12 protein-coding genes are annotated in these 22,874 nt (G+C 72.9%); 10 read left to right on the plus strand and 2 right to left on the minus strand.

The window, feature by feature from the left end:
* The first annotated feature begins 5 nt into the window (after positions 1 to 5).
* The 6 genes from ACLLJJ_RS26930 (at position 6) to moeZ (ending at position 8,019) form a co-directional block, all read left to right on the plus strand.
* Positions 6 to 1,433: a DUF3152 domain-containing protein gene (locus tag ACLLJJ_RS26930; protein ID WP_434596154.1), complete on the plus strand. Its 1,428-nt coding sequence runs from the start codon at positions 6 to 8 to the stop codon at positions 1,431 to 1,433.
* 242 nt (positions 1,434 to 1,675) lie between these two features.
* Entirely contained in the window at positions 1,676 to 3,499 is a 1,824-nt protein-coding gene (locus ACLLJJ_RS26935) for a DUF3492 domain-containing protein (protein ID WP_434596156.1), read from the plus strand.
* Entirely contained in the window at positions 3,496 to 4,884 is a 1,389-nt protein-coding gene (locus tag ACLLJJ_RS26940; protein ID WP_434596157.1) for a hypothetical protein, read from the plus strand. The genes ACLLJJ_RS26935 and ACLLJJ_RS26940 overlap by 4 nt, the downstream gene beginning before the upstream one ends.
* Before the next feature lie 136 nt (positions 4,885 to 5,020).
* Positions 5,021 to 6,034, plus strand: coding sequence for an NAD-dependent epimerase/dehydratase family protein (locus tag ACLLJJ_RS26945; RefSeq protein ID WP_434596159.1), 1,014 nt, complete (start codon positions 5,021 to 5,023; stop codon positions 6,032 to 6,034).
* On the plus strand, positions 6,022 to 6,777 hold the full coding sequence (locus tag ACLLJJ_RS26950) for a spherulation-specific family 4 protein (RefSeq protein WP_434596160.1): 756 nt from the start codon (positions 6,022 to 6,024) through the stop codon (positions 6,775 to 6,777). Before ACLLJJ_RS26945 ends, ACLLJJ_RS26950 begins: the two co-directional genes overlap by 13 nt.
* Positions 6,778 to 6,840: 63 nt before the next feature.
* Positions 6,841 to 8,019, plus strand: a complete 1,179-nt coding sequence (moeZ, locus tag ACLLJJ_RS26955; RefSeq protein ID WP_434596161.1) for an adenylyltransferase/sulfurtransferase MoeZ — start codon at positions 6,841 to 6,843, stop codon at positions 8,017 to 8,019.
* Positions 8,020 to 8,439: 420 nt separating this feature from the next.
* On the opposite strand, the gene ACLLJJ_RS26960 is transcribed toward moeZ, so the two are convergent.
* Together ACLLJJ_RS26960 and ACLLJJ_RS26965 are read right to left on the minus strand one after the other, a co-directional pair.
* Positions 8,440 to 10,035 carry an alpha/beta hydrolase gene (locus ACLLJJ_RS26960; RefSeq protein WP_434596162.1) on the minus strand — a complete coding sequence of 532 codons (1,596 nt, stop codon included), beginning with the start codon at positions 10,033 to 10,035 and terminating at the stop codon, positions 8,440 to 8,442.
* An 89-nt stretch (positions 10,036 to 10,124) separates the two neighbouring features.
* Complete coding sequence (locus tag ACLLJJ_RS26965; protein ID WP_434596163.1) at positions 10,125 to 12,842, minus strand: lysylphosphatidylglycerol synthase transmembrane domain-containing protein; 2,718 nt, start codon at positions 12,840 to 12,842, stop codon at positions 10,125 to 10,127.
* 242 nt (positions 12,843 to 13,084) lie between these two features.
* On the opposite strand from ACLLJJ_RS26965, the gene ACLLJJ_RS26970 reads away from it, so the two are divergent.
* The 4 genes from ACLLJJ_RS26970 to ACLLJJ_RS26985 all read left to right on the plus strand — a co-directional run bounded on the left by ACLLJJ_RS26970 (position 13,085) and on the right by ACLLJJ_RS26985 (position 22,869).
* Positions 13,085 to 13,501: an MGMT family protein gene (locus ACLLJJ_RS26970; protein WP_434596165.1), complete on the plus strand. Its 417-nt coding sequence runs from the start codon at positions 13,085 to 13,087 to the stop codon at positions 13,499 to 13,501.
* A gap of 261 nt (positions 13,502 to 13,762) precedes the next feature.
* Entirely contained in the window at positions 13,763 to 17,458 is a 3,696-nt protein-coding gene (locus ACLLJJ_RS26975) for a UvrD-helicase domain-containing protein (RefSeq protein WP_434596167.1), read from the plus strand.
* Positions 17,459 to 17,774: 316 nt separating this feature from the next.
* Positions 17,775 to 21,458 (plus strand): UvrD-helicase domain-containing protein, encoded by a 3,684-nt coding sequence (locus ACLLJJ_RS26980; RefSeq protein WP_434596169.1) that lies wholly within the window; start codon positions 17,775 to 17,777, stop codon positions 21,456 to 21,458.
* A gap of 10 nt (positions 21,459 to 21,468) precedes the next feature.
* Complete coding sequence (locus tag ACLLJJ_RS26985; protein WP_434596171.1) at positions 21,469 to 22,869, plus strand: dipeptidase; 1,401 nt, start codon at positions 21,469 to 21,471, stop codon at positions 22,867 to 22,869.
* Positions 22,870 to 22,874: the final 5 nt, after the last annotated feature.

The raw sequence follows: 22,874 nt of genomic DNA on the forward strand, positions 1-22,874 counted from the left end.
GGCGCGTGGGACGTCATAGTCGCCGAGGCCCTGCGCCCAAGGGGGGCGTGGAAACCTCCGGCATACCACCGGAGAGAGTCGCACCGGCAAGGGTCGCCACAGCGCGCCCGGAGCCCGGTCAGGGACACCGCACGCGGCCGGCGGCCGACGGGCAGGGCGGCTGGCAGGACTCCCGCCCCGCACCCCCGCAGCAGTACGAGCAGTACCGCGGTTCCCACGGCGGCGCCGGCACCCCCGCGCAGGGCATTCCGCAGGCCCGCGGCGGGCATCCCGAGCAGCGGGAGCCGGGCGGCGGCTGGGGCGGCGTGCCGGGGCGGCACGGCGACTGGAGCGGCGTGCCGCGCGCCACACCCTTCGGGGGCGGGCCGCGGATTCCGGGGCCGCGTCAGGAGTTCATGGAGGCTTTCGACGCCCCGCGCACGACAACGGGCCCGACCGCGACGGGCACGGCCACGGCCACCGCCGCGGCTGCGGGGACCGTGACGCGCGATCCGTACGCCTCGGTCACCAACTGGGACGGTCGTCGCACGCCGGACGCGCACGTGCGCGGTCTCGCGGCGGACGCGGATGCGGATGACGACGACGGTGTCGACGGCGAGTACGCCATCGAGGCGCCTGCCAAGGGCGGCAAGGGGCGGACCTTCACGGGGATCGCCGCCGCCGCGGTAACCACCGTGCTCGCCGTGGTCGTGGGCGGGCAGGTCGCGCAGGGCGATAAGGAGCAGGTCGCGGCCCCGGCCGCGGGTGAGCAGCGCAGCACCGAGGAGAGCGACGCCTCGCGTTCGGGCCCGGACGAACGGCCGCCGCCAAAGGAGGCCGTGGCCGCCCCGGCGACGTACGAGCAGAAGATGGCCGTCCCCCTGCCGCTCGACCCCGAGCTGACGGCGAAGGGCGGCTTCGACGCGGTCGGCGGATTCCAGCAGGCGCCCGGCAAGGGGCAGAAGTTCTCCTACCGGGTGGATGTCGAAAAGGGACTCGGGCTCGACGGCGCGCTGTTCGCCGATGCCGTGCAGAAAACCCTGAACGACGACCGGAGTTGGGCGCACGACGGCGCGATGACCTTCGAGCGCATTTCGACCGGCAGCGCGGACTTCGTCATCACGCTCGCGAGCCCCGGGACCACCGGCGTGTGGTGCGCCAAGTCCGGTCTGGACACGACCGTCGACAATGTCAGCTGCGATTCGGCGGCGACCGACCGCGTCATGATCAATGCTTTCCGGTGGGCGCAGGGGGCCAAGACCTTCGGCAAGGACCGGATGTTCGAGTACCGGCAGATGCTCATCAACCACGAGGTCGGGCACCGGCTCGGGCATGACCACGTGAGCTGCCGGACGCCCGGCGTTCTCGCGCCGATCATGCAGCAGCAGACCAAGACACTCGACCTCAAGGGCATCAAGTGCAAGCCCAACGCCTGGGTGTACCCCGGCAGTTGAGGGGCGCAGGCCAGGAGGTGGCCGAGGCGCGCAGGCCACGGGCCGCAGCCTGACCCTCCGTAACTGATTCGCACCGTAGCGCGACTGAACGCTACTGGGGGGCGAAAGTTACGCGTGTTCACCCCTTCCGGTGGTGCGATGGACAACCGTCCGTCGTGTCACCGGTCTGTCCGCATACGGTCGTCCCGCTGCGAGTCGCCGACCAACGGCGGCCGCCCACAAGGGAGATCGGGGGTGCATTCGTGCGGATCGGACTGCTGACGGAGGGTGGCTATCCGTATGCGACCGGTGAGTCCAGGCTCTGGTGCGACCGGCTCGTGCGCGGGCTCGCACCACACGAATTCGACATCTACGCGCTGAGCCGCAGCGCGCACCAGGAGGAGCGGGGATGGATCCAGCTGCCGCCCCAGGTGCGGCGGGTGCGCACCGCGCCGCTATGGACGCCGGACGACGACGGCAGCACGTACGGACGGCGTGACAGACGCCGCTTCGCCGGGCACTTCAAGGAGCTGGCCGGAGCGATCTGCTCGCCCGACGAGGACGGCGCGGGCGGCCGTTTCGCCACCGGCCTGTACGGACTCGCGGAGCTGGCCCGTGAGCGGGGCGGCCTGCACGCCGCGCTGCGCTCCGAAATCGCCGTACGCGCGCTGGAGTCGGCCTGTCGCGCCCCCGGCGCGAACGGTGCGGTGCGCGCCGCCCGGGTCCCCGACTACCTCGACTTCGTCGACCTCCTGGAGCGGGCCCTGCGCCCGCTCTCGCTCGACTGGTACGACGAGGAGGGCCTCGGCGCCGTCGATCTGTGCCACGCCGCGGCGGGCGGTTCGGCGGCCCTTCCCGGCCTGTTGGCCAAACGCTTCTTCGGAGTCCCCCTGCTGGTCACCGAGTACGGCGTGCAGCTGCGCGCGCACTACCTCGACACGAGCGGCGCGCCCCGCAGTGCGCCGGTACGGGCACTGATCGCGGCCTTCCACGGCAAGCTGGCCGCCGAGGTGTACACGCACGCGGCGCTCGTCACGCCCGGCAACACCCACGCCAGGCGGTGGCAGGAGCGGTGCGGCGCGGACCGCGCCAAGCTGCGCACCATTTACCCCGGCATGGAGTCCGAGCGCTTCGCCGCGGTGGGGGAGGGCGGCGGGGGCGATCCCCGCACCCTCGTCTGGGTCGGCCGCATCGAGCCGGCCAAGGACCTCATCTCGCTGCTGCACGCCTTCGCCGACGTCCGCAAGCAGGAGCCGCAGGCCCGGCTCCGCCTCGTTTTCAACCAGCAGGGCGTCGGGGCCGCCGAGAACCCCGAGGCCGCCGCGTACCTCGCCCACTGTAAGGCGCTCGCCGCCCAGCTCTTCCCGGACGAGGCGACGGGCGCGCACGCCGTCGGCGACAATCCGGTCTCCTTCGAGGAGATCGGCGGCCCGGACGTGCCCGACCTGGCCGAGGCCTACGGGGCGGGCCGGGTCGTGGTGCTCTCCAGCGTGGTCGAGGGCTTCCCGATCAGCCTGGTCGAGGCGATGTTCTGCGGGCGCGCGACCGTGTCGACGGATGTCGGCGCCGTCGTCGAAGTCATCGGCGGTACGGGCCTGGTGGTCCCGCCGCGAAACCCCCGCGCCCTGGCCGAGGCGTGCGTGGCGCTGCTGCGCGACCCGGAGCGGGCGCAGCGGCTGGGCGCGGCGGCGCGTGCGCGGGCGCTCGAACTGTTCACCGTCGAGCAGAACCTCGCGGCATTTCGGGGCATTTACCTGGAGCTCATGTCGCGCTGCCCGGTGCGACGCGATGCCCTCGACGAGGACGGCGCCCCCCTGGCCTTCGGCAACCCGGCGGAGGCGCATGTCCGAGGCCGCTGGGCGGGCGGCGGCGCGGGTGGCGCCGCCGACGAGACCGAGGACGCGCCGGCCCGGGTGCCGGGCGACGAGCCGAGCGCTGCGCCGGGCGATGGGTCGGCCGACATCTCGGGCGACGGGCCGGGGGCCGGATCAACTGACGGACGGTCCGTGGCAGGCAGGACGGGCGGGTCCGAAGGCGCCCCTGCCGCGCTCCCCGTGACCACTTCCGTCCAGGAGGTACGCGCATGAGCAGCACCCGTACGCCGAGTGTGTCCGGCACATCGAGCCCTTCCGGCGCCGACTCATTGAGCCCTTCCGGCGCGTCCGGCGCCGTGGAAGCGGCAGGGTTCCCCGAGTTCCCGCCGGCGTCCGACGAACCGCGCACGCCCGTCGACCAGGGCGGCTGGGACAGTCCTTCGGAGTCCCTGTCGCCGCTCGCGGCGCCGGGAGCCGAAGCGTCCTCGGCAGGGGCACCGGCACCGACCGCTGCCGCGAGGCGTGGCCCGGCAGCACCTTCGCTCGGCGCGGGGCCCGCGCGGCGCGGACCCGCCGATCCCGTACGAGCCCTCATGCACCGGCACCGTGAGCTCTGCGAGCGGGCCGTCGACCCGCTGGAGATCGCCGCCGGCCTGGAGGCGCACGGTGTGACCGACAGGACAGCGGCACGCTTCCGCCACCGGGACGTCTTCTCCCTCGCCGAGGAGCTCTACGCGCGCGTGCCGCGCGCCGGAGACGGGGACGACCCCGGCAGCGGCGGTGACGGGGCGGCGCGGGCCGCCACCGCTTCCCCGGCGCAGGGGACTTCCCCGCGCGCCGCCTGGATCGCGTACCCGCTGCTGCCGGGCGCCGTCTGCGCCCTCACCGTCACCGGGCTCGGACTCACCACCGGTGAGGTCCGCCTCGTGGTGGGCGCCGCGGGGATCCTTGCCGTCGCCCTCGCGCTCAGGCTGTGTCTCCGCCACGGGCCGTTGCGCGCGGAGGGGCGCACGGTGTCCGCCGCGCGCCTGTGGGTGCTCTGGCTGCTCGGCTACGCCCTGCTCGGCGACGGACTCCTCGAACAGCTGGTCAGCGGCGGTCCGGAAGGACCTTGGCCCCTGGCGACGGCGCCCGTCGTGGGCCTCGCCGCCGCACTGGCCCCCGCTGCCTGGTGCGCGCACCTGCTGGCCGCACAGGCACGCCGGAAACTCACCACGAGCCGCGGTACCGAGGAGTTCGCCGCAGCCGCCCGGCCGCTGCTGCTGGGCATCACCGCGCTGTTCGTGTGCGCCCTCGTCGGCCTCCAACTGCTCGCCGGAGCCGCCCTGGGCGACGTCGGCCGGGCGGCGGTCCTGCCGACCGTGGCCCTCGGCACGCTCCTCTTCCTCGCGAGGCTGCTCACCGTCCACGGCTTCCCCGAACCCGCCTCGGCCGGCCTCGCCGTGGCCACCGGCGTACAGGTGACGGCACTGGCCGCCGTCCTCGCCGCCCGGCTGCCCGGCTGCGGCTTCGTCGCCCGGCCCGTCGAAGTCGTCACCCAGGCCGGTGGTGCGGACGCCGTGCCCACCGTCGCCTGCGCCGTCGCGGCGCTCGGCCTGCTCGTCCACGCCACCGCGGCCCTCTCCCGTGCCTCCGCCCACGCGGCCCGGCACGACTGACCCGCCGCCCCCCAGCCTCCCGCGGAGCCGACGCCGCGGGCGATCCCGAAGCACCCGCCGCATCACCCTCGAAGGAGAACGTGACCATGACCCCCCAACCCCCAGCGTCAGGCAGTCGGCACCGAGGGGGCGCGCGATGAGGGTGCTACTGCTCGGTGCCAACGGATACCTCGGCCGCTTCGTCGCCGACCGGCTGCTCGCGGACCCGGCGGTGCAGCTCACCGCTCTCGGCCGGGGCGACGACGCCGACGTACGGTTCGACCTCGCCACCGGCAGCCCGGGAGCATTGACCCGCTTCCTGGACGCCGTGCATCCGGGAGTCGTCATCAACTGCGCGGGCGCCACCCGTGGCGGTGCCCGGGATCTGACCCGCCACAACACCATCGCCGTCGCCACCGTCTGTGAGGCCCTGCGCCGCAGCGGCTGCGGGGCGCGGCTGGTGCAGCTCGGCTGCGCCGCCGAGTACGGGCCCTCGCAGCCGGGTTCGTCCACGGCCGAGGACGCGGTGCCGCGCCCCGGCGGCCCGTACGGCGTGAGCAAGCTCGCCGCCACCGAGCTGGTGCTCGGCTCGGACCTGGACGCCGTGGTGCTGCGCGTCTTCTCGCCGGTCGGCCCCGGCACCCCGGCGGGCTCACCGCTCGGCCGGCTCGCCGAGGCCATGCGCCGCGCCATGCAGTCCGGGGACGGCGAGCTCAAGCTCAGCGGCCTCGGTGTGCAGCGCGACTTCGTCGACGTACGCGATGTGGCGCGCGCCGTGCACGCCGCCTCGCTATCCGCCGCGCAGGGCGTCGTCAACATCGGCACGGGCCGCGCGGTGCGGCTGCGCGACGCCGCCGCCGTCCTGGCGAGAGTCGCGGGCTACGCCGGCACCCTCCATGAGCTCGACGCCCCCGCCGCCTACTCCACGGGCAGCGCGGCGGCGACGGCGCGCAACGGCGGCGCGGGGAGCATGCTCGCCACGGTGGGCGCCCCGCGCGGCGAGACGCCCCCCGAGCACCTGGGGGGCGGCCCGTTCCCGTACCCCGACGGCTGCGGCAGCTGGCAGCAGGCCGATGTGCGTACGGCACGCGACCGGCTCGGCTGGCGCCCTCGCATCAATCTGGAGGAGTCTCTCGCCGACATCTGGATGGAGGCGGCATGTCGCATCTGACCACGACAGGCACCCGGTTCGCGGCGACCGCCGCCGACCGGATGGGCGTCGGCGTCCCGGGCTACGCCCACCCGCTGGTCGCCCCCGTCGAATGGGCCGAACTGACCCGCCCGGGAACCCCGCTGCACTGGGCGGTGCTCAACGTCGCGAACGGGCCCGGCGCCCGGCCCGACCCGCACTGCCTGGAGGCGGCGGGCCGCCTCAGCAACGCCGGTGTCCGCGTGCTGGGACGGATCGACATGACGTACGGGGCACGGGCCTTCGGGGAGGTCGTCACCGACGCGCAGCGCTTCCTCGACTGGTACCGGGTCGACGGTTTCTACCTGGACCGCTGCCCCACCGGGCGGACGTCCCTGTCCGAAGTGCGGCGTACGACATCGACACTGTCCGCGCTCACCGAGGACGAGGCACACCTGGTCCTCGGCCACGGCACACACCCGTACCCCGGCTATGCCGAAACCGCCGACCAGCTGGTGACCTTCTCGGGCCCCTGGACCGACTACCGCTGGTCGCAGGTCGCGGAGTGGACGGCGGACTATCCGCCGGAGCGCTTCTGTCACCTGGTGCACGGCGTCCCGCGCAGCCACCTGGAGGAGGCGGTGCGGATCGCCCGCTGGCAGGGCGCGGGGACGGTCTATCTGACCGACCACAGCGACCGAGGTGGGCAAAACGACCCATTCGAGACACTGCCCGGGTACTGGGACGAAATCGTCTCGCGGATCGGACCGGGTGTCTCGGAATGAGAAGGGGCGTGGCAGTGTTACGCGGAGAACAACCGTACTGATTGACCGACCTACGGAGTCCCCGTGTCGCTGCCACCCCTGGTCGAGCCCGCTGCGGAGCTCACCGTTGACGAGGTTCGCAGGTACTCCCGCCACCTGATCATCCCGGATGTCGGGATGGACGGGCAGAAGCGGCTGAAGAACGCCAAGGTGCTCGCCGTTGGTGCGGGCGGCCTTGGTTCGCCGGCGCTGATGTACCTGGCCGCGGCCGGTGTCGGCACGCTCGGCATCGTGGAGTTCGACGAGGTCGACGAGTCGAACCTGCAGCGCCAGATCATTCACAGCCAGGCCGACATCGGCCGCTCGAAGGCCCAGTCCGCGAAGGACTCGGTCCTTGGCATCAACCCCTACGTGAATGTTGTCCTTCACGAAGAGCGGCTCGAAGCCGAGAACGTGATGGAGATCTTCTCCCAGTACGACCTGATTGTCGACGGCACGGACAATTTCGCGACCCGATATCTGGTCAACGACGCGTGCGTCCTGCTGAACAAGCCGTACGTCTGGGGCTCGATCTACCGCTTCGACGGCCAGGCGTCCGTCTTCTGGTCCGAGCACGGCCCCTGCTACCGCTGCCTCTACCCCGAGCCCCCGCCCCCCGGCATGGTCCCGTCCTGCTCCGAGGGCGGCGTGCTGGGCGTGCTCTGCGCGTCCATCGGCTCGATCCAGGTCACCGAGGCCATCAAGGTCCTGACCGGCATCGGTGACCCGCTGGTCGGCCGCCTGATGATCTACGACGCCCTGGAAATGCAGTACCGCCAGGTCAAGGTCCGCAAGGACCCCGACTGCGCGGTCTGCGGCGAGAACCCGACCGTCACCGAGCTCATCGACTACGAGGCCTTCTGCGGCGTCGTGTCCGAGGAGGCGCAGGAGGCGGCTGCCGGTTCGACGATCACTCCCAAGCAGCTCAAGGAGTGGATCGACGCCGACGAGAAGATCGAGATCATCGACGTCCGCGAGCCGAACGAGTACGAGATCGTCTCGATCCCCGGCGCCAAGCTCATCCCGAAGGGCGAGTTCCTGATGGGCACCGCCCTGGCGTCGCTGCCGCAGGACAAGAAGATCGTCCTGCACTGCAAGACGGGCGTCCGCAGCGCGGAGGTCCTCGCGGTGCTCAAGTCCGCGGGCTTCGCCGACGCGGTGCACGTGGGTGGCGGCGTGATCGGCTGGGTCCACCAGATCGAGCCGGAGAAGCCGATCTACTAGACCGGCTCGCTGTTCCTGAGGGGCTGCCCCGCGCGAAGCCGCGCGGGGCAGCGCGGGGCAGCCCCTTTTCGGCGTTCAGCCGGTCCGTCGCTTGCCTTCCGGCCCCCCCAGTCGAGCCGCTGGCCCGTCAGCCCGGAAGGAAGGGCCGGGCTGTCGTCCTGGGTTCTCGTCCCCTCGGCGGTGCCCGCCGGTGCGCGGGCTGCCGGTGTGGAGGCCGTGGGCGGCTTCTTCTCGGGATCCCCGGCGCCCGGCGCCGCTGCCGCAGCCGACAGCGACGGCGGCCGTCAGCAGCGCGGCCGCCGTCAGGGACACCGCCCGTACACGCAACGCCATCGCGGCCCCCCGCGAGCGCAAGTGCTCAGCAATCGAATGCAGTTTCGCCCATTTTAGGCGGGGCCTATGACAAGGGGCGGGCTGCGCCTACGCGCAGACCTTCCCGGCCTCCGGGACCTTCCCGTCCAGCAGATACGCGTTCACGGTTCCCTGGACACACTTGTCGCCACTGTTGTACGAGCCGTGCCCCTCGCCCTTGTACGTCAGCTCCACGCCGACGCCCTTGCCCAGCTCGTCGGCCATCTTCCTGGCCCCCTCATAAGGGGTCGCGGGGTCACCGGTGTTGCCGATGACGAGGATCGGCGCCGAGCCGGGCGCGCTCACGTCCGGGGTCGTCCACTGGCCGGGCACCGGCCACTTGGAGCAGCCCATCAGGCCCCAGCCCAGGAAGTCACCGAACACGGGCGAGACCTTCCGGAACTCGGGGAGCTTCGCCTTGGTCTGCTCGATGGTGTGACGGTCCTTGTAGTCCACGCAGTTGATGGCCGCGTTGGCCGCGCCGATGTTGCTGTACGAGCCGTCGGGGCCGCGGCCGTTCATGGAGTCGGACAGGGACAGCAGGACCTGGCCGCTGCCGCCGTCGGCCTCGTCGAGGCCCTTCTCCAAGTACTCCCAGTACTCCCGCGAGTACAGGGTCTGCGCGATGCCGTTGGTGGCCTGGGTCTGGGTCAGCTCACGGCTGCCGATGCCGGGGATCGGCTTCTTGTCGAGCCTCTTGAGGAGGTCGACGATGAAGGCCTCGATCTCCTTCACGTTGCTGCCGGGCAGGGTGCACTCGTCGCCGCGGTCCACACAGTCCTTGGCGAAATTATCGAGAGCGAGCTGGAAGCCCTTGGCCTGTCCGAGCGAGCCCTGTTCGGAGGGCTGGGTGGGATCGACGACGGCGTCGAAGACGGCCCGGCCGACCTTCTTGGGGAACAAATGGGCATAGACGCCGCCCAGTTCCGTGCCGTACGAGATCCCGAAGTAGTTCAGCTTCTTGTCGCCGAGCACCTGGCGCATCAGGTCAATGTCGCGCGCCGCGTTGGTGGTGCCGACGTACGGGAGGTCTTTGCCGGAGTTCTTCTCACAGGCCGCCGAGTACGCCGCGAGGCCCTCGGTGAAGGTCTTCTCCTCGGCTGCGTCGTCCGGGGTGCTGTCCTCGGAGTAGTACGCGTCCAGCTGCTTGTCGTCCTCGCACTCGACGCCGACGCTGCGGCCGACGCCGCGCGGGTCGAAGCTGACCAGGTCGTAGCGGGAGCGCAGCCGCTCGTAGTCCGCGGCCAGCGAGGGCAGGCCGGTCACGCCCGAGCCGCCGGGGCCGCCGAAGTTGAAGACGAGTGAGCCGATGCGCTTGTCCGTGTCGCGGGCCTTCGCGCGCACCAGCGCCAGCTCGATCGTGTCGCCGTCCGGCTTCGCGTAGTCGCGCGGGGCGTCCATGAAGGCGCACTGCCAGTCGGCGCCGCCGGGCAGCGGCGAGGGCGCTTCGCCGCCGCCTTCCGCTGCGGACGGGGCCGGGCAGTCCTTCCAGTCCAGCTTCTGGGAAGCGAGGTCCTTGGGCGCGCCCTGCTCGTTGTCCTTGGACTTGTCCCTGTTTTCGTCGCCGCTGTCGGAACAGCCGGCGAGGGACACGAGGACGGCGGTGGCGGCGGCGACGGCCGAGGCGCGCAGGACTGCGCCGCGCCGGGCGGAGGAGGTCGGCATGACTCCATCGTGCGCCGGGGCGCCGGAGCGTGCCGCCCCGGGGGCGCCATTCGTGACCCCCGGGTGCACGCCCTGGGGCGCGCGGACGCTCAGAGCGCGCCCTTGCGCGTGAGGTGATTGAAGGCGAACCATCCGGGCAGCACCGGCAGCCAGAACGTCAGCAGCCGGTACAGCAGCACCGCGGGCGCCGCGATCTCGTACGGCAGGCCGGCGATCGTCAGGGCCGTGGTCAGAGCGAGCTCCACCGCGCCGACACCGCCGGGGGTCGGCGCCGCCGAGCCGATGGCGTTGGCCGTCAGGAAGACCACCGCGATCGTCGCGTAGCTCAGCCGGTCGCCGCCGCCGAAGGCGCGGATCGAGGCGTCCAGACACATCACGAAGGTCAGGGTGAGCAGGAGCATCCCGCCGATGCCGGTGATCAGCTTCTGCGGTCTCTGCAGTACGTCGAGCATGCGCGGCACGACACCGGCGAACAGCGACCGCACCCGGGTGGCGACGAACTTGCGGAGCGTGGGGACGGCTGTCACCACGAGCACGAGCACGGCCGCCGTCAGCAGCCCGGCGATCACGGTCCTGGACGGTGACATGGTGGGCGTGCGTTCGGTCCCGGTCAGATAACCGAACGTCATCAGCAGCACGATGTGACTCGCGAGACCGAACAGCTGGGACGCGCCGACACTCGCCACCGCGAGTCCGGGCCGCACCCCCGCCCGCTGCAGGAACCGGGTGTTGAGCGCGACCCCGCCGACGGCCGCGGGGGCGACCAGCTTCACGAACGAACCAGCGACCTGCGCCATGATCGTGCGCCGCCACGGCACCTTCTCGGGGACGAAGCCCAGCAGGCTCATCGACGCCGCCGGATAGCTCAGCGCGGAGAGCGCCACCGCCGCCGCGACCCAGCCCCACTGCGCCTGCCCGAGCTGGCTGATGCCGTTGTCCGTCAGTGCAGAGATCAGGAAGTAGGCCGCGAACGCGCCCGCGACGAAGCTGAGCAGCGTGCGCGGTTTGATGCGCTCCAGGCGGGCCGGCTCGACCGGCGCCTGTGGGCGGATGAGCAGCACCTCGTGGCGGATCTGCGACAGCAGATCCTCCTCGCGTGCCTCCTCCAGCGCCTCGCCGATGGCTTCCTTCTCGGCCTTCTTCCCGGCGCGCACGGCCTTACGGCCGCCGGGGGTGGCGGCGGCCGCCGCGGCCTCGCTCGCCTCGGCGGCCTTGGCCTCCTTCGCGGCGTGCGAGGCTTCGAGCACCGCCTCGCGCTCGCGTTGCGAGCGCTCCCGGGCCAGCTTGCGCAGCGTCGCGCGGGTGGAGCGGCTGAGGGCGATCGGCTGGAGCAGCGGCAGGCTGTCGGCGACGGCATCCGGCCCGAGCACGGCGACGGCGGCGGCCACGGCGCGCTCGGCGCCCGTGCGCAGCCCGAGCGTCGTGAGCAGTTGGGCGATGTCCATCCGCAGGACGACGTCGCCCGCGGCGATCTCGCCGCCCCGCAGGTCCGTGAGGATCACCGTGCCGGAACGATCCACCAGGATGGCGTCGCCGACGAGTCTGCGGTGCGCGATGCGCCGCGACTGGAGCGCCCGCACCTGACGCCAGGCCCCTTGCAGCAGCTCGTCGGTGATCTCCTCGTCGGGGAGCGAGTCCAGGGAGTGGCCCCCGAGGTGCTCGTACACCAGCATGACGGCGTCGGGGCCGAGCTCGGAGGTGGCGATCAGCTTGGGTGCGTTGGCGCCGGCGGCGATGGCGGCGTACGCCAGCAGCGCCTCCTGTTCGAGGGCCTGGCGCAGCGACTGGATGGAGCGGCGCTGAGTGATGCCGCGCAGGGTCATCCGTCGCCACACCCGATAGAAGAAGCCCTGCGCCTGCTGCTCGCGGTCGACGACCGTGATGTCCAGCGGCGCCCCGTCCTCCAGGGTGACGAAATAGCGGCGGCCCCGGTCGCCCTGGTCGGCGGAGTCGGGGACGTCCTCGGCGCGCATCGCGGTCACGGGACGGAAGCCCACGTGCCGCAGGCCCGCGAGGAGGGTCTGGCCGGTGGGCCGCACGTTCGGTGAGCCGACGGCGTAGAGCGTGCCGTACGCGACGGTCCAGCCGATCAGCACGGTGAGCAGGATCGCGAACGGGGTGGTCTGCCGGCCGACCAGCACCGTGAACGAATTGACGAGCAGTACGGCCCACAGGGCCACCCGCCAGCGCGGCCTGCGGGCCATTCCCACTGCCGTCATATAGGCGATGACGGGTGCGAGATAGCCGTGCACCGGGTCGGTGAGATCGCCGCCGCCGGTGGGCTGGGTGAGGGCGTTCCTGATGGTCTCGGGCGCCGCGTCGGAGACCCACAGGTCGGTCGCGAGAGAGACGCCGTGGGCGAGGACGGCCGCGAGCACGCCGTCCGCGATGCGCAGCCCGTCGCGCTTGACCAGCCGCTCGATCGCGAAGGCGACCGGCAGGATCAGCACGGCGATGCTGGAGATCAGTCCGGCCAGTTTGATGAAGACGTCGGGGGTCTGCCCGGTCCCCTTGCTGATGTCCTCTTCCAGCCCGGCGGTGGTGCCGTGGGCGAAGGCGGCCATGGCGAGCACACAGGCGATGCCGAAGACGCCGATGAGGAGCCGCAGCAGGTCGGCGGGGCGGTGCACGCGCGCGGAGAGGAGCGGCTCGTCGCCGGACACCCGGTCGATGCGCTCGCCCTCTTCGCAGCGGTCAGGGACCTCGGCGGCGGCCTGCCCCGTCACCTCGTCCGGAGCGCCGGGAGCCTTGTCGACGGGCTGCTCGAAGGCCTCGCCCAGGGCTTCTTCGGAGGCCTTGCCAGGCACGTCAGGGTGTGGCTCGGCGCCAGGAGTGCTCGCTGCCGGTGGAGGCTGCAAGCTCTGCTCCTTCGTCGTCTCTTCTTGATCTCGTATCACCAGTCACCGCCCGGACGATGGTGGCATGACCGGATAGGAGAGGGGGGCATCAGGGTGCATTGTGGGGGCGTGCGGTGATTTGAGTACGCCCCCCTGGGCGGAGGCCCTGGTGAGTGGTACGGCACCCACCATTGTCGGTGGTGTGGTGCAGGATGGGTCGGATGAGCGATGAGCCGGAGCTGCCGAAAGGACCCGCGTCCGCGGACTACCCCGAGTATCCCGAGTACGCGGAGAAGGTGCTGGAGGTCGCGGAAACGATCCCGCCCGGCCGGGTGATGACGTACGGGGACGTCGCCGAGTGGCTGGAGGAGGGCGGGCCGCGCCAGGTGGGCCGGGTGATGGCGCTCTACGGCGGTGCCGCCCCCTGGTGGCGCGTCGTGCGCGCAGACGGCCTCCTGCTGCCGGGACACGAGCTGCGGGCGATGGAGCACTACCGGGCGGAGGGCACCCCGCTGCGCACCGCGTCCCGCCGTGCCGAAGGCCACCTGCCGCGCCTCGACCTGAAGCGGGCACGGTGGGACGGCGGCGGTACGGACAGGGATGCGGAAGCTCACACGGCTCACACCTGACAGCTTCCGGCATGCCGCGCCGTCGTGGGCGGTCCGAGGACCGTACGGGGTACGTGGCGCGGTAGGTGGCTCAGTGGACCGGGGGGCGGGCCGCCTTCCGGGTGACGGACCGCCTGCGTCCCCGTGGCCCACTGGCGTAGCGTCGTCGGCACGCGGCACGCCCCGACCGTTCGTCCCGCGGCCCTCGCATCTCCCGCAGCCACCGCTCCCCACGCGCGGTGGACAAGTCCACCAGCACACCCACCAGGACCGGCGATCCACGTGAGCTCCTCCACTTCCACAGGTTCCGCCCGGAATCCGCCGCACCAGCAGGTGCGGCAGCGGACCCCGGGCGCGTACCGGCTGGTGCGTACCCCGCCGAGCCCGGTGGATCCTCCTCTTCTGGACGCACCGCAGCGTGCTGTGGTTGACCACGAGGGCGGGCCACTCCTGGTCCTCGCCGGACCGGGTACGGGCAAGACCACCACTTTGGTGGAGGCCATCGCGGCGCGCGTCGCCAAGGGGGCCGACCCCGAGCGCATCCTGGTGCTCACCTTCAGCCGCAAGGCGGCGGTGGAACTGCGCGACCGGATGGCGCTGCGGCTCGGCGGGACCCGGGCGCCGCAGGCGACCACCTTCCACTCCTTCTGCTACGCCCTGGTCCGCGCCCACCAGGACAGTGATCTCTTCAGTGAGCCGCTGCGGCTGCTCTCCGGCCCCGAACAGGACGTGGCCGTACGAGAGCTGCTCACCGGCCAGTTGGACCTGGAGCGCTCCGGGCTGACCCATGTTCGCTGGCCGGACGAATTGCGCGCCTGTCTCACCACGCGCGGCTTCGCCGACGAGGTCCGCGCCGTGTTGGCGCGCAGCAGGGAACTGGGCCTCGGCCCAAGGGCGCTGGACGAGTTCGCGGCCCGTACCGGGCGGCCGGACTGGCGGGCCGCGGCGGCGTTCCTCGCCGAATACCTCGACGTACTCGACATGCAGGGCGTCCTCGACTACGCCGAACTGGTCCACCGCGCGGTGCTGCTCGCCGAGCAGGCCGAGCTGACCGGCCGGCTCAGCGCCCAGTACGACGCGGTCTTCGTGGACGAGTACCAGGACACGGACCCCGCCCAGGTCCGACTCCTGCGTGCGCTGGCCGGCTCGGGCCGCACGCTGGTCGCGTTCGGCGACCCCGACCAGTCGATCTACACATTCCGCGGCGCCGATGTCGGCGGCATCCTCGAATTCCCGCACACCTTCGGCCGGACGGACGGCGCCCCCGCGCCGGTGGAGGTCCTCACCACCTCGCGCCGTTCGGGCGCCGCCCTGCTCACGGCCACCCGTCTGCTCACCCGGCGGATGCCGATGACCCGGCTGCCGGCCGAGAAGGTACGGGCCCACCGCGACCTGGCGCCGGTACGGGAGGGGGGCCGCACGGAGGTCTTCACGTACCCGACGGCGGGCACCGAGTTGGACAACATCGCGGACATCCTGCGCCGCGCCCACCTGGAGGAGGGCGTGCCGTGGAGCGAGATGGCGGTGCTGGTCCGCGCAGGGGGGCGCACCATCCCCGCCGTGCGCCGCGCGCTCACCTCCGCGGGCGTCCCCCTGGAGATCGACGGCGACGACCTCCCCCTGCGCCACGAACCGGCCGTGACCCCGCTCCTGGCGGCCCTGCGCGCGGTGGCGACGGCAGCGGTGTCCGGAGCGGCACAGGCGCCGGGCGCGGGCGCGGAACTGGATGCGGGGGCGGTCACGGACCCGGGCGTGGGCGCGGGCAGTGACTCCGCCGACGACGCTGGTGCCGGCACGGGCCTGGCCGCGGAGGCCGATCCGAGCGATCACCCCGGCGACGGGCCCCCCGACCGGGCGGCCCCGGCCAATGGCGTACAGCTGCCTTCGGCGGAGCCGAACAGCGCAGCGGATTCGGCGGGCGACGCCGGGTCGGAGGGCGACGCGGAGGCGGCCACGGACGCGGGGCCGGAGACCGAGCAGGAACCGGTCTCCGATGCCGTGCCGGAGGGCGAGGCGCAGGCAAGGGCCGCGGGGCCCGGGGAGTCCACCCCCGAGCCCCCGGACGGCGGCGCAGACCGGGGAAGTGCCACGCCCCCCGCCCGCTGGCTCAGCACCGAGACGGCCGTCGAGCTGCTCGCCTCTCCCCTCGGCGGCATGGACGCCGCCGACCTCCGACGCCTGGGCCGTGCCCTGCGCGACGAGGAGCGGGCCGCGGGCAATCGCGTCCCCGCGCCCTCCGACGAGCTCCTCGCCCGCGCGCTCGCCGAGCCCGAGCGGCTCGTCGCACACGACCCCGCGTACGCCCGTGGCGCGCAGCGGCTCGGCGCGCTCCTGCGCAAGGCCCGCGAACTCCTCGAAGGCGGCGGCACCGCCGAGGAGGCCCTCTGGGAACTGTGGGACGGCACCTCCTGGCCGGGGCGGCTGGAACGCGCGGCGCTGCGCGGCGGCCCCGGAGGCCGCAACGCCGACCGTGACCTCGACGCCGTATGCGCACTGTTCGACACCGCCGCCCGCGCGGAAGAACGCTCGGGGGGGCGCGGCGCCCTGAACTTCCTCGAAGAGGTCGACGCCCAGGACATCGCCGCCGACACCCTCAGCAAGCGGTCCGTACGCCCCGACGCCGTACGCCTGATGACCGCGCACCGCTCGAAGGGCCTGGAGTGGCGCCTCGTGGTCGTCGCGGGCGTGCAGGAAGGGCTCTGGCCCGACCTGCGTCGCCGCGGCTCACTGCTGGAGGCGGACCGCATCGGGCGCGACGGCCTCGCCGAACCACTCACCCCCGGCGCCCTGCTCGCCGAGGAGCGCCGCCTCTTCTACGTCGCGGCCACCCGCGCCCGCGAGCGCCTTGTCGTCACCGCCGTGAAGGCCCCCGCGGACGACGGCGACCAGCCCTCCCGCTTCATCGCAGAACTCGGCGTCGAGCCGAAGGACGTCGCGGGCCGCCCCCGCCGCCCCCTCGCCGTCGCCGCACTCGTCGCCGAGCTGCGCGCCACCACCGTCGACCCGAACACGACCCCCGCTCTGCGCGACGCGGCGGCCCGCCGCCTCGCCCGCCTCGCCGCGCTCAGCGACGACGACGGTCAACTGCTCGTCCCCTCCGCGCATCCCTCCCGCTGGTGGGGCCTGTACGAGCCCACTCGCAGCGCCGTCCCGCTGCGCGACCGCGACCAGCCCGTCGCTCTGTCCGGCAGCGCACTGGACCAGCTCGCCAACACCTGCTCCCTCCAGTGGTTCCTGGGCCGGGAGGTCAAGGCCGATGCCCCGGCGACGGCCGCCCAGGGCTTCGGCAACGTTGTGCACGTGCTGGCCGACGAGGTCGCGTCGGGACGCAGCCCCGCCGACCTCGCCGTCCTCATGGAACGCCTCGACTCGGTCTGGGACGCGCTCGCCTTCGATGCCCCCTGGAAGTCCCAGCAGGAGAAGGAGCACGCACGCGTGGCGCTCGAACGCTTCCTGAGCTGGCACGTCATGGACCGCGCCGGCCGCACCCCCGTCGCCACCGAGCACGGCTTCGACGTGACGCTGGAGGCGGGCGGCTCGTACGAGGTGCGCATCAGGGGCTCCATGGACCGCGTCGAGGAGGACGCGCAGGGGCGGGCGTACGTCGTCGACTTCAAGACGGGCAAAGCGGCCCCCACGAAGGACGAGGTCGCCCACCACCCCCAGCTCGCGGTCTATCAGCTGGCCGTCCGAGAGGGCGCGGTGGACGAGGCCTTCGGCGGCCGACGCCCCGAACCCGGCGGCGCCGAACTGGTGCAACTGCGTCAGCCGGCCGCCAAGAAGGACGGCGGGGAGGCCCTCCCAAAGATCCAGGGGCAGGAGCCGCTCGCCGGGGAATGGGTCGGCGACCTGCTCGCGACGGCGGCGGGCCGCGTCCTCGACGAGCGTTTCACCCCGGCCACCGGCCAGCACTGCACACACTGCGCCTTCCGCGCCGCGTGCAGCGCACAGCCGGAGGGCCGCCACATAGTCGAGTAGTCGACGCGGCCGGTTGTGCGGCGTGGCCCCCGGGCCGTGTGGCTCCGTGCGGCCTGTCCACGTGGGGCGTGGCTCCGTACGGCGTGGCCCCCGGGCCGTGTGGCCTCCATGGGGCCTGTCCACGTACGGCCCGGTCCCGCACCGGCAGCTCCGCGCGAAGAGGCCCGCTCCGCGCGAAGAGGCCCGCTCCGCGCGGAGCGGCCCGCCGTGAGCGGGTAGCCCCAGCCGCCCCCGTGGATCCCCCGTAGATTCCCCGGGGACGGCTGGGGAACCAGGTGGACCGTGGTTGTCAGTGGATCCGGATAGCCTCTCTGAGGTGTCCGCTCGCATCACCGATCCCGAACAGCTCAAGGAGCTCCTCGGCATCCCCTTCACCCCGGAGCAGATGGCGTGCATCACCGCACCGCCTGCCCCGCAGGTCATCGTGGCCGGAGCCGGGTCGGGGAAGACCACGGTCATGGCCGCGCGCGTGGTGTGGCTGGCGGGTACCGGCCAGGTCGCTCCTGAGCAGGTCCTCGGCCTGACCTTCACCAACAAGGCGGCCGGTGAGCTCGCCGAGCGTGTCCGCAAGGCGCTGATCAGGGCCGGGGTGACCGACCCCGACGCCATCGACCCGGACAACCCTCCCGGCGAGCCCCGGATCTCGACGTACCACGCGTTCGCCGGCCAGCTCCTCGCCGAGCACGGCCTGCGCATAGGCCTGGAGCCGACAGCCCGTCTGCTCGCCGACGCCACCCGCTACCAGCTCGCCGCGCGCGTGCTGCGCGAAGCGCCCGGCCCCTACCCGGCCCTGACCAAGTCCTTCCCGGCCCTGGTCAGCGACCTGCTGTCGCTGGACGCCGAGCTGGCCGAGCACCTCGTCCGGCCCGAGCGGCTCGCGGCGTACGACACCGCGCTCCTGCGCACCCTCGAAGACGTCAAGCTCACCAACGCCGACCTGCGCAAGGCCCCCGAGGCCGCCGCCGCCCGCCTTGAACTGCTCGACCTCACGAAGCGTTATCGCGCGGCCAAGCGCAGCCGCGACCTCCTCGACTTCGGTGATCAGATCGCGCTCTCCGCCGAGCTCGCGCTGACCAGCCAGGAGGCGGGACGGATCCTGCGCGAGGAGTTCCGGGTGGTCCTCCTCGACGAGTACCAGGACACGTCCGTCGCGCAGCGCCTCCTGCTGTCCGGGCTGTTCGGCGGCGGCACAGGCCACGCGGTGACGGCGGTCGGCGACCCGTGCCAGGCGATCTACGGCTGGCGAGGCGCCTCGGTGGCCAACCTCGACGACTTCCCCGAGCACTTTCCGTACGCCGACGGGCGCCCCGCCACCCGCCACTCGCTCAGCGAGAACCGCCGCAGCGGTGGCCGCCTCCTCGACCTCGCCAACGGCCTCGCCGTCCCGCTTCGCGCCATGCACGCGGGCGTGGAGGCCCTGCGCCCCGCGCCCGGCGCCGAGCGTGACGGCATGGTCCGCTGCGCGCTGCTGCCCACCCACGCCGAGGAGATCGAGTGGCTCGCCGACTCGCTCGCGCACCTCGTGCGGACCGGCAAGGAGCCCGGCGAGATCGCCGTCCTGTGCCGGACGGCGGGTGACTTCGCCGAGATCCAGGGCGCGCTGGTCGCCCGCGACATCCCCGTCGAGGTCGTCGGCCTGTCCGGGCTGCTGCACCTCCCGGAGGTCGCCGACCTCGTCGCGGTCTGCGAAGTCCTGCAGGACCCCGGTGCCAACGCCTCTCTCGTACGCCTCCTCACCGGCCCCCGCTGGCGCATCGGCCCCCGCGACCTGGCGCTCCTGGGGCGCAGAGCGCGGCTGCTGGTGCACCGCGCCTCCGGCGACGACGCGGACCCGGACCGCAGGCTGGCCGAAGCCGTCGAGGGCGTCGACCCGTCCGAGGTCATCTCGCTCGCCGACGCGCTCGACACCTTCCTGGAGTCCGCCGGCGGCAAGGACGACGGCCTGCCGTTCTCCTCCCAGGCGAGGGTCCGCTTCGCCCGGCTGGCAGTCGAGTTGAGGGACCTGCGCCGCTCGCTGGCCGACCCGCTCATGGACGTACTGCACCGGGTGCTGGCCACCACGGGCCTCGAAGTGGAGCTCTCCGCGTCACCGCACGCCCTGGCCGCCCGCCGCCGCGAGACCCTGAGTAATTTCCTGGACACCGCGGCGGGTTTCGCGGCGCTCGACGGGGAAGCCACCCTGCTGGCCTTCCTGGGCTTCCTGCGCACCGCCGCGCAGTACGAGAAGGGCCTGGACAACGCACTGCCCGGCGGGGAGAACACTGTCAAGGTCCTCACCGCGCACAAGGCCAAGGGCCTGGAGTGGGACGTCGTGGCGGCCCCGGGCCTGGTCCGTGGACACTTCCCCAACGATCAGGCCCGCGAGTCCTGGGCGTCCCAGGCGAAGGTCCTGCCGCACGCACTGCGCGGCGACGCGCAGACCCTCCCGGACGTGGGGGAGTGGGACAGCAAGGGCCTCAAGGCCTTCAAGGACGACATGAGGGCACACCAGCGGACGGAGGAACTGCGCCTCGGTTACGTCACTTTCACGCGCCCGCGATCACTGTTGCTCGGTTCGGGCCACTGGTGGGGCCCGAACCAGAAGAAACCACGCGGCCCTTCGGACTTCCTGCGTGCGTTGTACGACCACTGCGCGGCGGGTTTCGGCGAGATCGAGGCCTGGGCGGACCAGCCCGGACCGGACGAGGAAAATCCGTCGCTGTGCGAGGCGGCGGCCGACCGGGCCTGGCCCCTGCCACTCGACGAGGCCTCCCTGACGCGCCGCCGCGCGGCGGCGGAGACGGTGCTGGCCCACCTGGACGCCCTGACGGCGACCCCGGAGACCGCGCACCCGGCCGACCGGCACGGCGAGGCCCCGGGCTTCGCGTTCCCTGACGGCTCCGTTCACGAGGACAGCCCCCCGTACGGCGACGGCTCCGGGCACGAGCAGGGTGCCCCGCACGACGACAGCGCCCCGTACGACGAAGGCGCCCCGTACGACGAAGGCGCCCCGTACGACGACGGCTCCGCGTATGACGACGCCCCCGAGGACGAGCCCCCCTCGGACTGGGCCCCGTTCGACGGAGACCCGTCGGACTGGGACGCCTGGTCGACACAACGCCCCGGCGCCGGGCCACGGGGCCGGCCGCACCCGGACCGGATCCCCCACCCGGCCCGCCCCGGACAGGCCCCCGGGCACGACCTTGACCACACAGGCCACGACGGCGCCCCCGCCCGCCCCCATCCCGCCGACCCCGACGAAGCCACGCGTCTGCCGGCCCAGTCGGCCCGCCGGGCGGAAGGAGCCGTCCGGCTCACCCCCGAAGAGAGCCGCGCCGTCGCCTCCTGGGACCGCGACCTCGACGCGCTCGCCGGTGAGCTCCGCCGCGCCCGGGCCACCACCCGTGACGTTCCCGTGCCGCCCGCCCTGTCCGCATCCCAACTGGTCCGCCTCGCCGCCGACCCCGACGGCTTCGCCCAGGAACTGGCCCGCCCCATGCCACGCCCCCCGCAGCCCGCGGCCCGCCGGGGCACCCGCTTTCACGCATGGGTGGAGGCCCGCTTCGAAGAGCTGCCCCTGCCCATGCTCGGCCCCGACGAGCTCCCCGGCGGCGACGGGAGCGAGGCCGAGATCGCGGACGAGCGCGACCTGGCAGCCCTCAAGGAGGCGTTCGAACACACGGCGTACGCCCACCGCACCCCGCACCGCATCGAGGCCCCCTTCCACCTCACCCTCGCGGGCCGGGTCATCAGGGGCCGCATAGACGCCGTGTACCGCGACGACGACACCGGCGCGTACGAGATCGTCGACTGGAAGACCAGCCGCACCCGCACCGCGGATCCTCTCCAGCTCGCCCTCTACCGCCTGGCCTGGGCCGAGCAGTACGACCTCCCGCTCGACTCGGTGAGCGCCGCGTTCCTCTACGTACGCAGCGGCGACGTCGTCCGGCCCGCCCGCCTGCCGGGCCGTGCCGAGCTCGAACGGATCCTGCTGGACGAGCCGGGTCCGGCGGCCGGTTAGGCTCGAGGCCATGAGCGAGACCCCGGACAGCGTCGTCCGTACGTACATCGAACAGCACCGCGCGGCCTTCCTCGGCGACCTCGCCGACTGGCTGCGCATCCCGTCCGTGTCGGCGCGGCCCGACCACGACGCGGACGTACGGCGCAGCGCCGACTGGCTGTCCGCGAAGCTCAGGGAGACCGGCTTCCCGGTCACCGAGATCTGGCCCACGGACGGCGCCCCCGCGGTCTTCGCCGAGTGGCCGAGCGGCGATCCGGCCGCCCCCACCGTGCTCGTCTACGGGCACCACGACGTGCAGCCCGCCGCCCGCGAGGACGGCTGGCACACCGACCCCTTCGAGCCGGAAATCATCGAAGGCCGGATGTACGGACGCGGCGCCGCCGACGACAAGGGCCAGGTGTTCTTCCACACCCTGGGCGTACGGGCCCACCTCGCCGCCACCGGCCGCACCGCCCCCGCCGTGAACCTCAAGCTCCTGATCGAGGGCGAGGAGGAGTCCGGCTCCCCGCACTTCCGCGCCCTGGTCGAGCAGCACGCGGAGCGCCTCACCGCCGACGCGGTGATCGTCTCCGACACCGGCATGTGGTCGGAGGAGACCCCCACGGTCTGCACCGGCATGCGCGGCGTCGCCGACTGCGAGATCGAGCTGTACGGCCCCGATCAGGACATCCACTCCGGTTCCTTCGGCGGCGCCGTCCCCAACCCGGCCACCGTCGCCGCCCGCCTGGTCGCGGCTCTCCACGACGCCGACGAGCGCGTCACCATCCCCGGCTTCTACGACGGAGTGACGGAGCTCACCGACCGGGAGCGCGAGCTGTTCGCCGCGCTCCCCTTCGACGAGGAGCAGTGGCTCCGTACGGCCAGGTCCCGCGCCCCCCTCGGCGAGGCGGGCCACTCCACCCTTGAGCGCGTCTGGGCCCGCCCGACCGCCGAGCTGAACGGCATCGGCGGCGGCTACCAGGGCCCCGGCGGAAAGACGATCGTCCCGTCGTCCGCCCAGCTGAAGCTGTCCTTCCGGCTGGTCGCCGGCCAGGACCCGGACAAGATCGAGTTGTCCGTACGGGACTGGATCGCCGCCCGCGTCCCGGCCGGAATCCGCCATGAGATCACCTTCGGCGCCGCCACCCGGCCGTGCCTGACGCCGCTGGACCACCCCGCGCTGCAGTCCGTCGTACGGGCCATGGGCCGCGCCTTCGGCCAGGAGATCCTGTTCACCAGGGAGGGCGGTTCGGGCCCCGCCGCCGACCTCCAGGACGTACTCGGTGCACCCGTGCTCTTCCTGGGTATCTCCGTACCCTCCGACGGCTGGCACGCGCCCAACGAGAAGGTCGAGCTCGACCTTCTCCTCAAGGGTGTCGAGACCACCGCCTACCTGTGGGGCGACCTCGCGGCGAACTGGCGCCCCTCCTGAAGCAG

It is taken from the genome of Streptomyces sp. A5-4 (genome assembly GCF_051131715.1).
GTDB lineage: Bacteria > Actinomycetota > Actinomycetes > Streptomycetales > Streptomycetaceae > Streptomyces.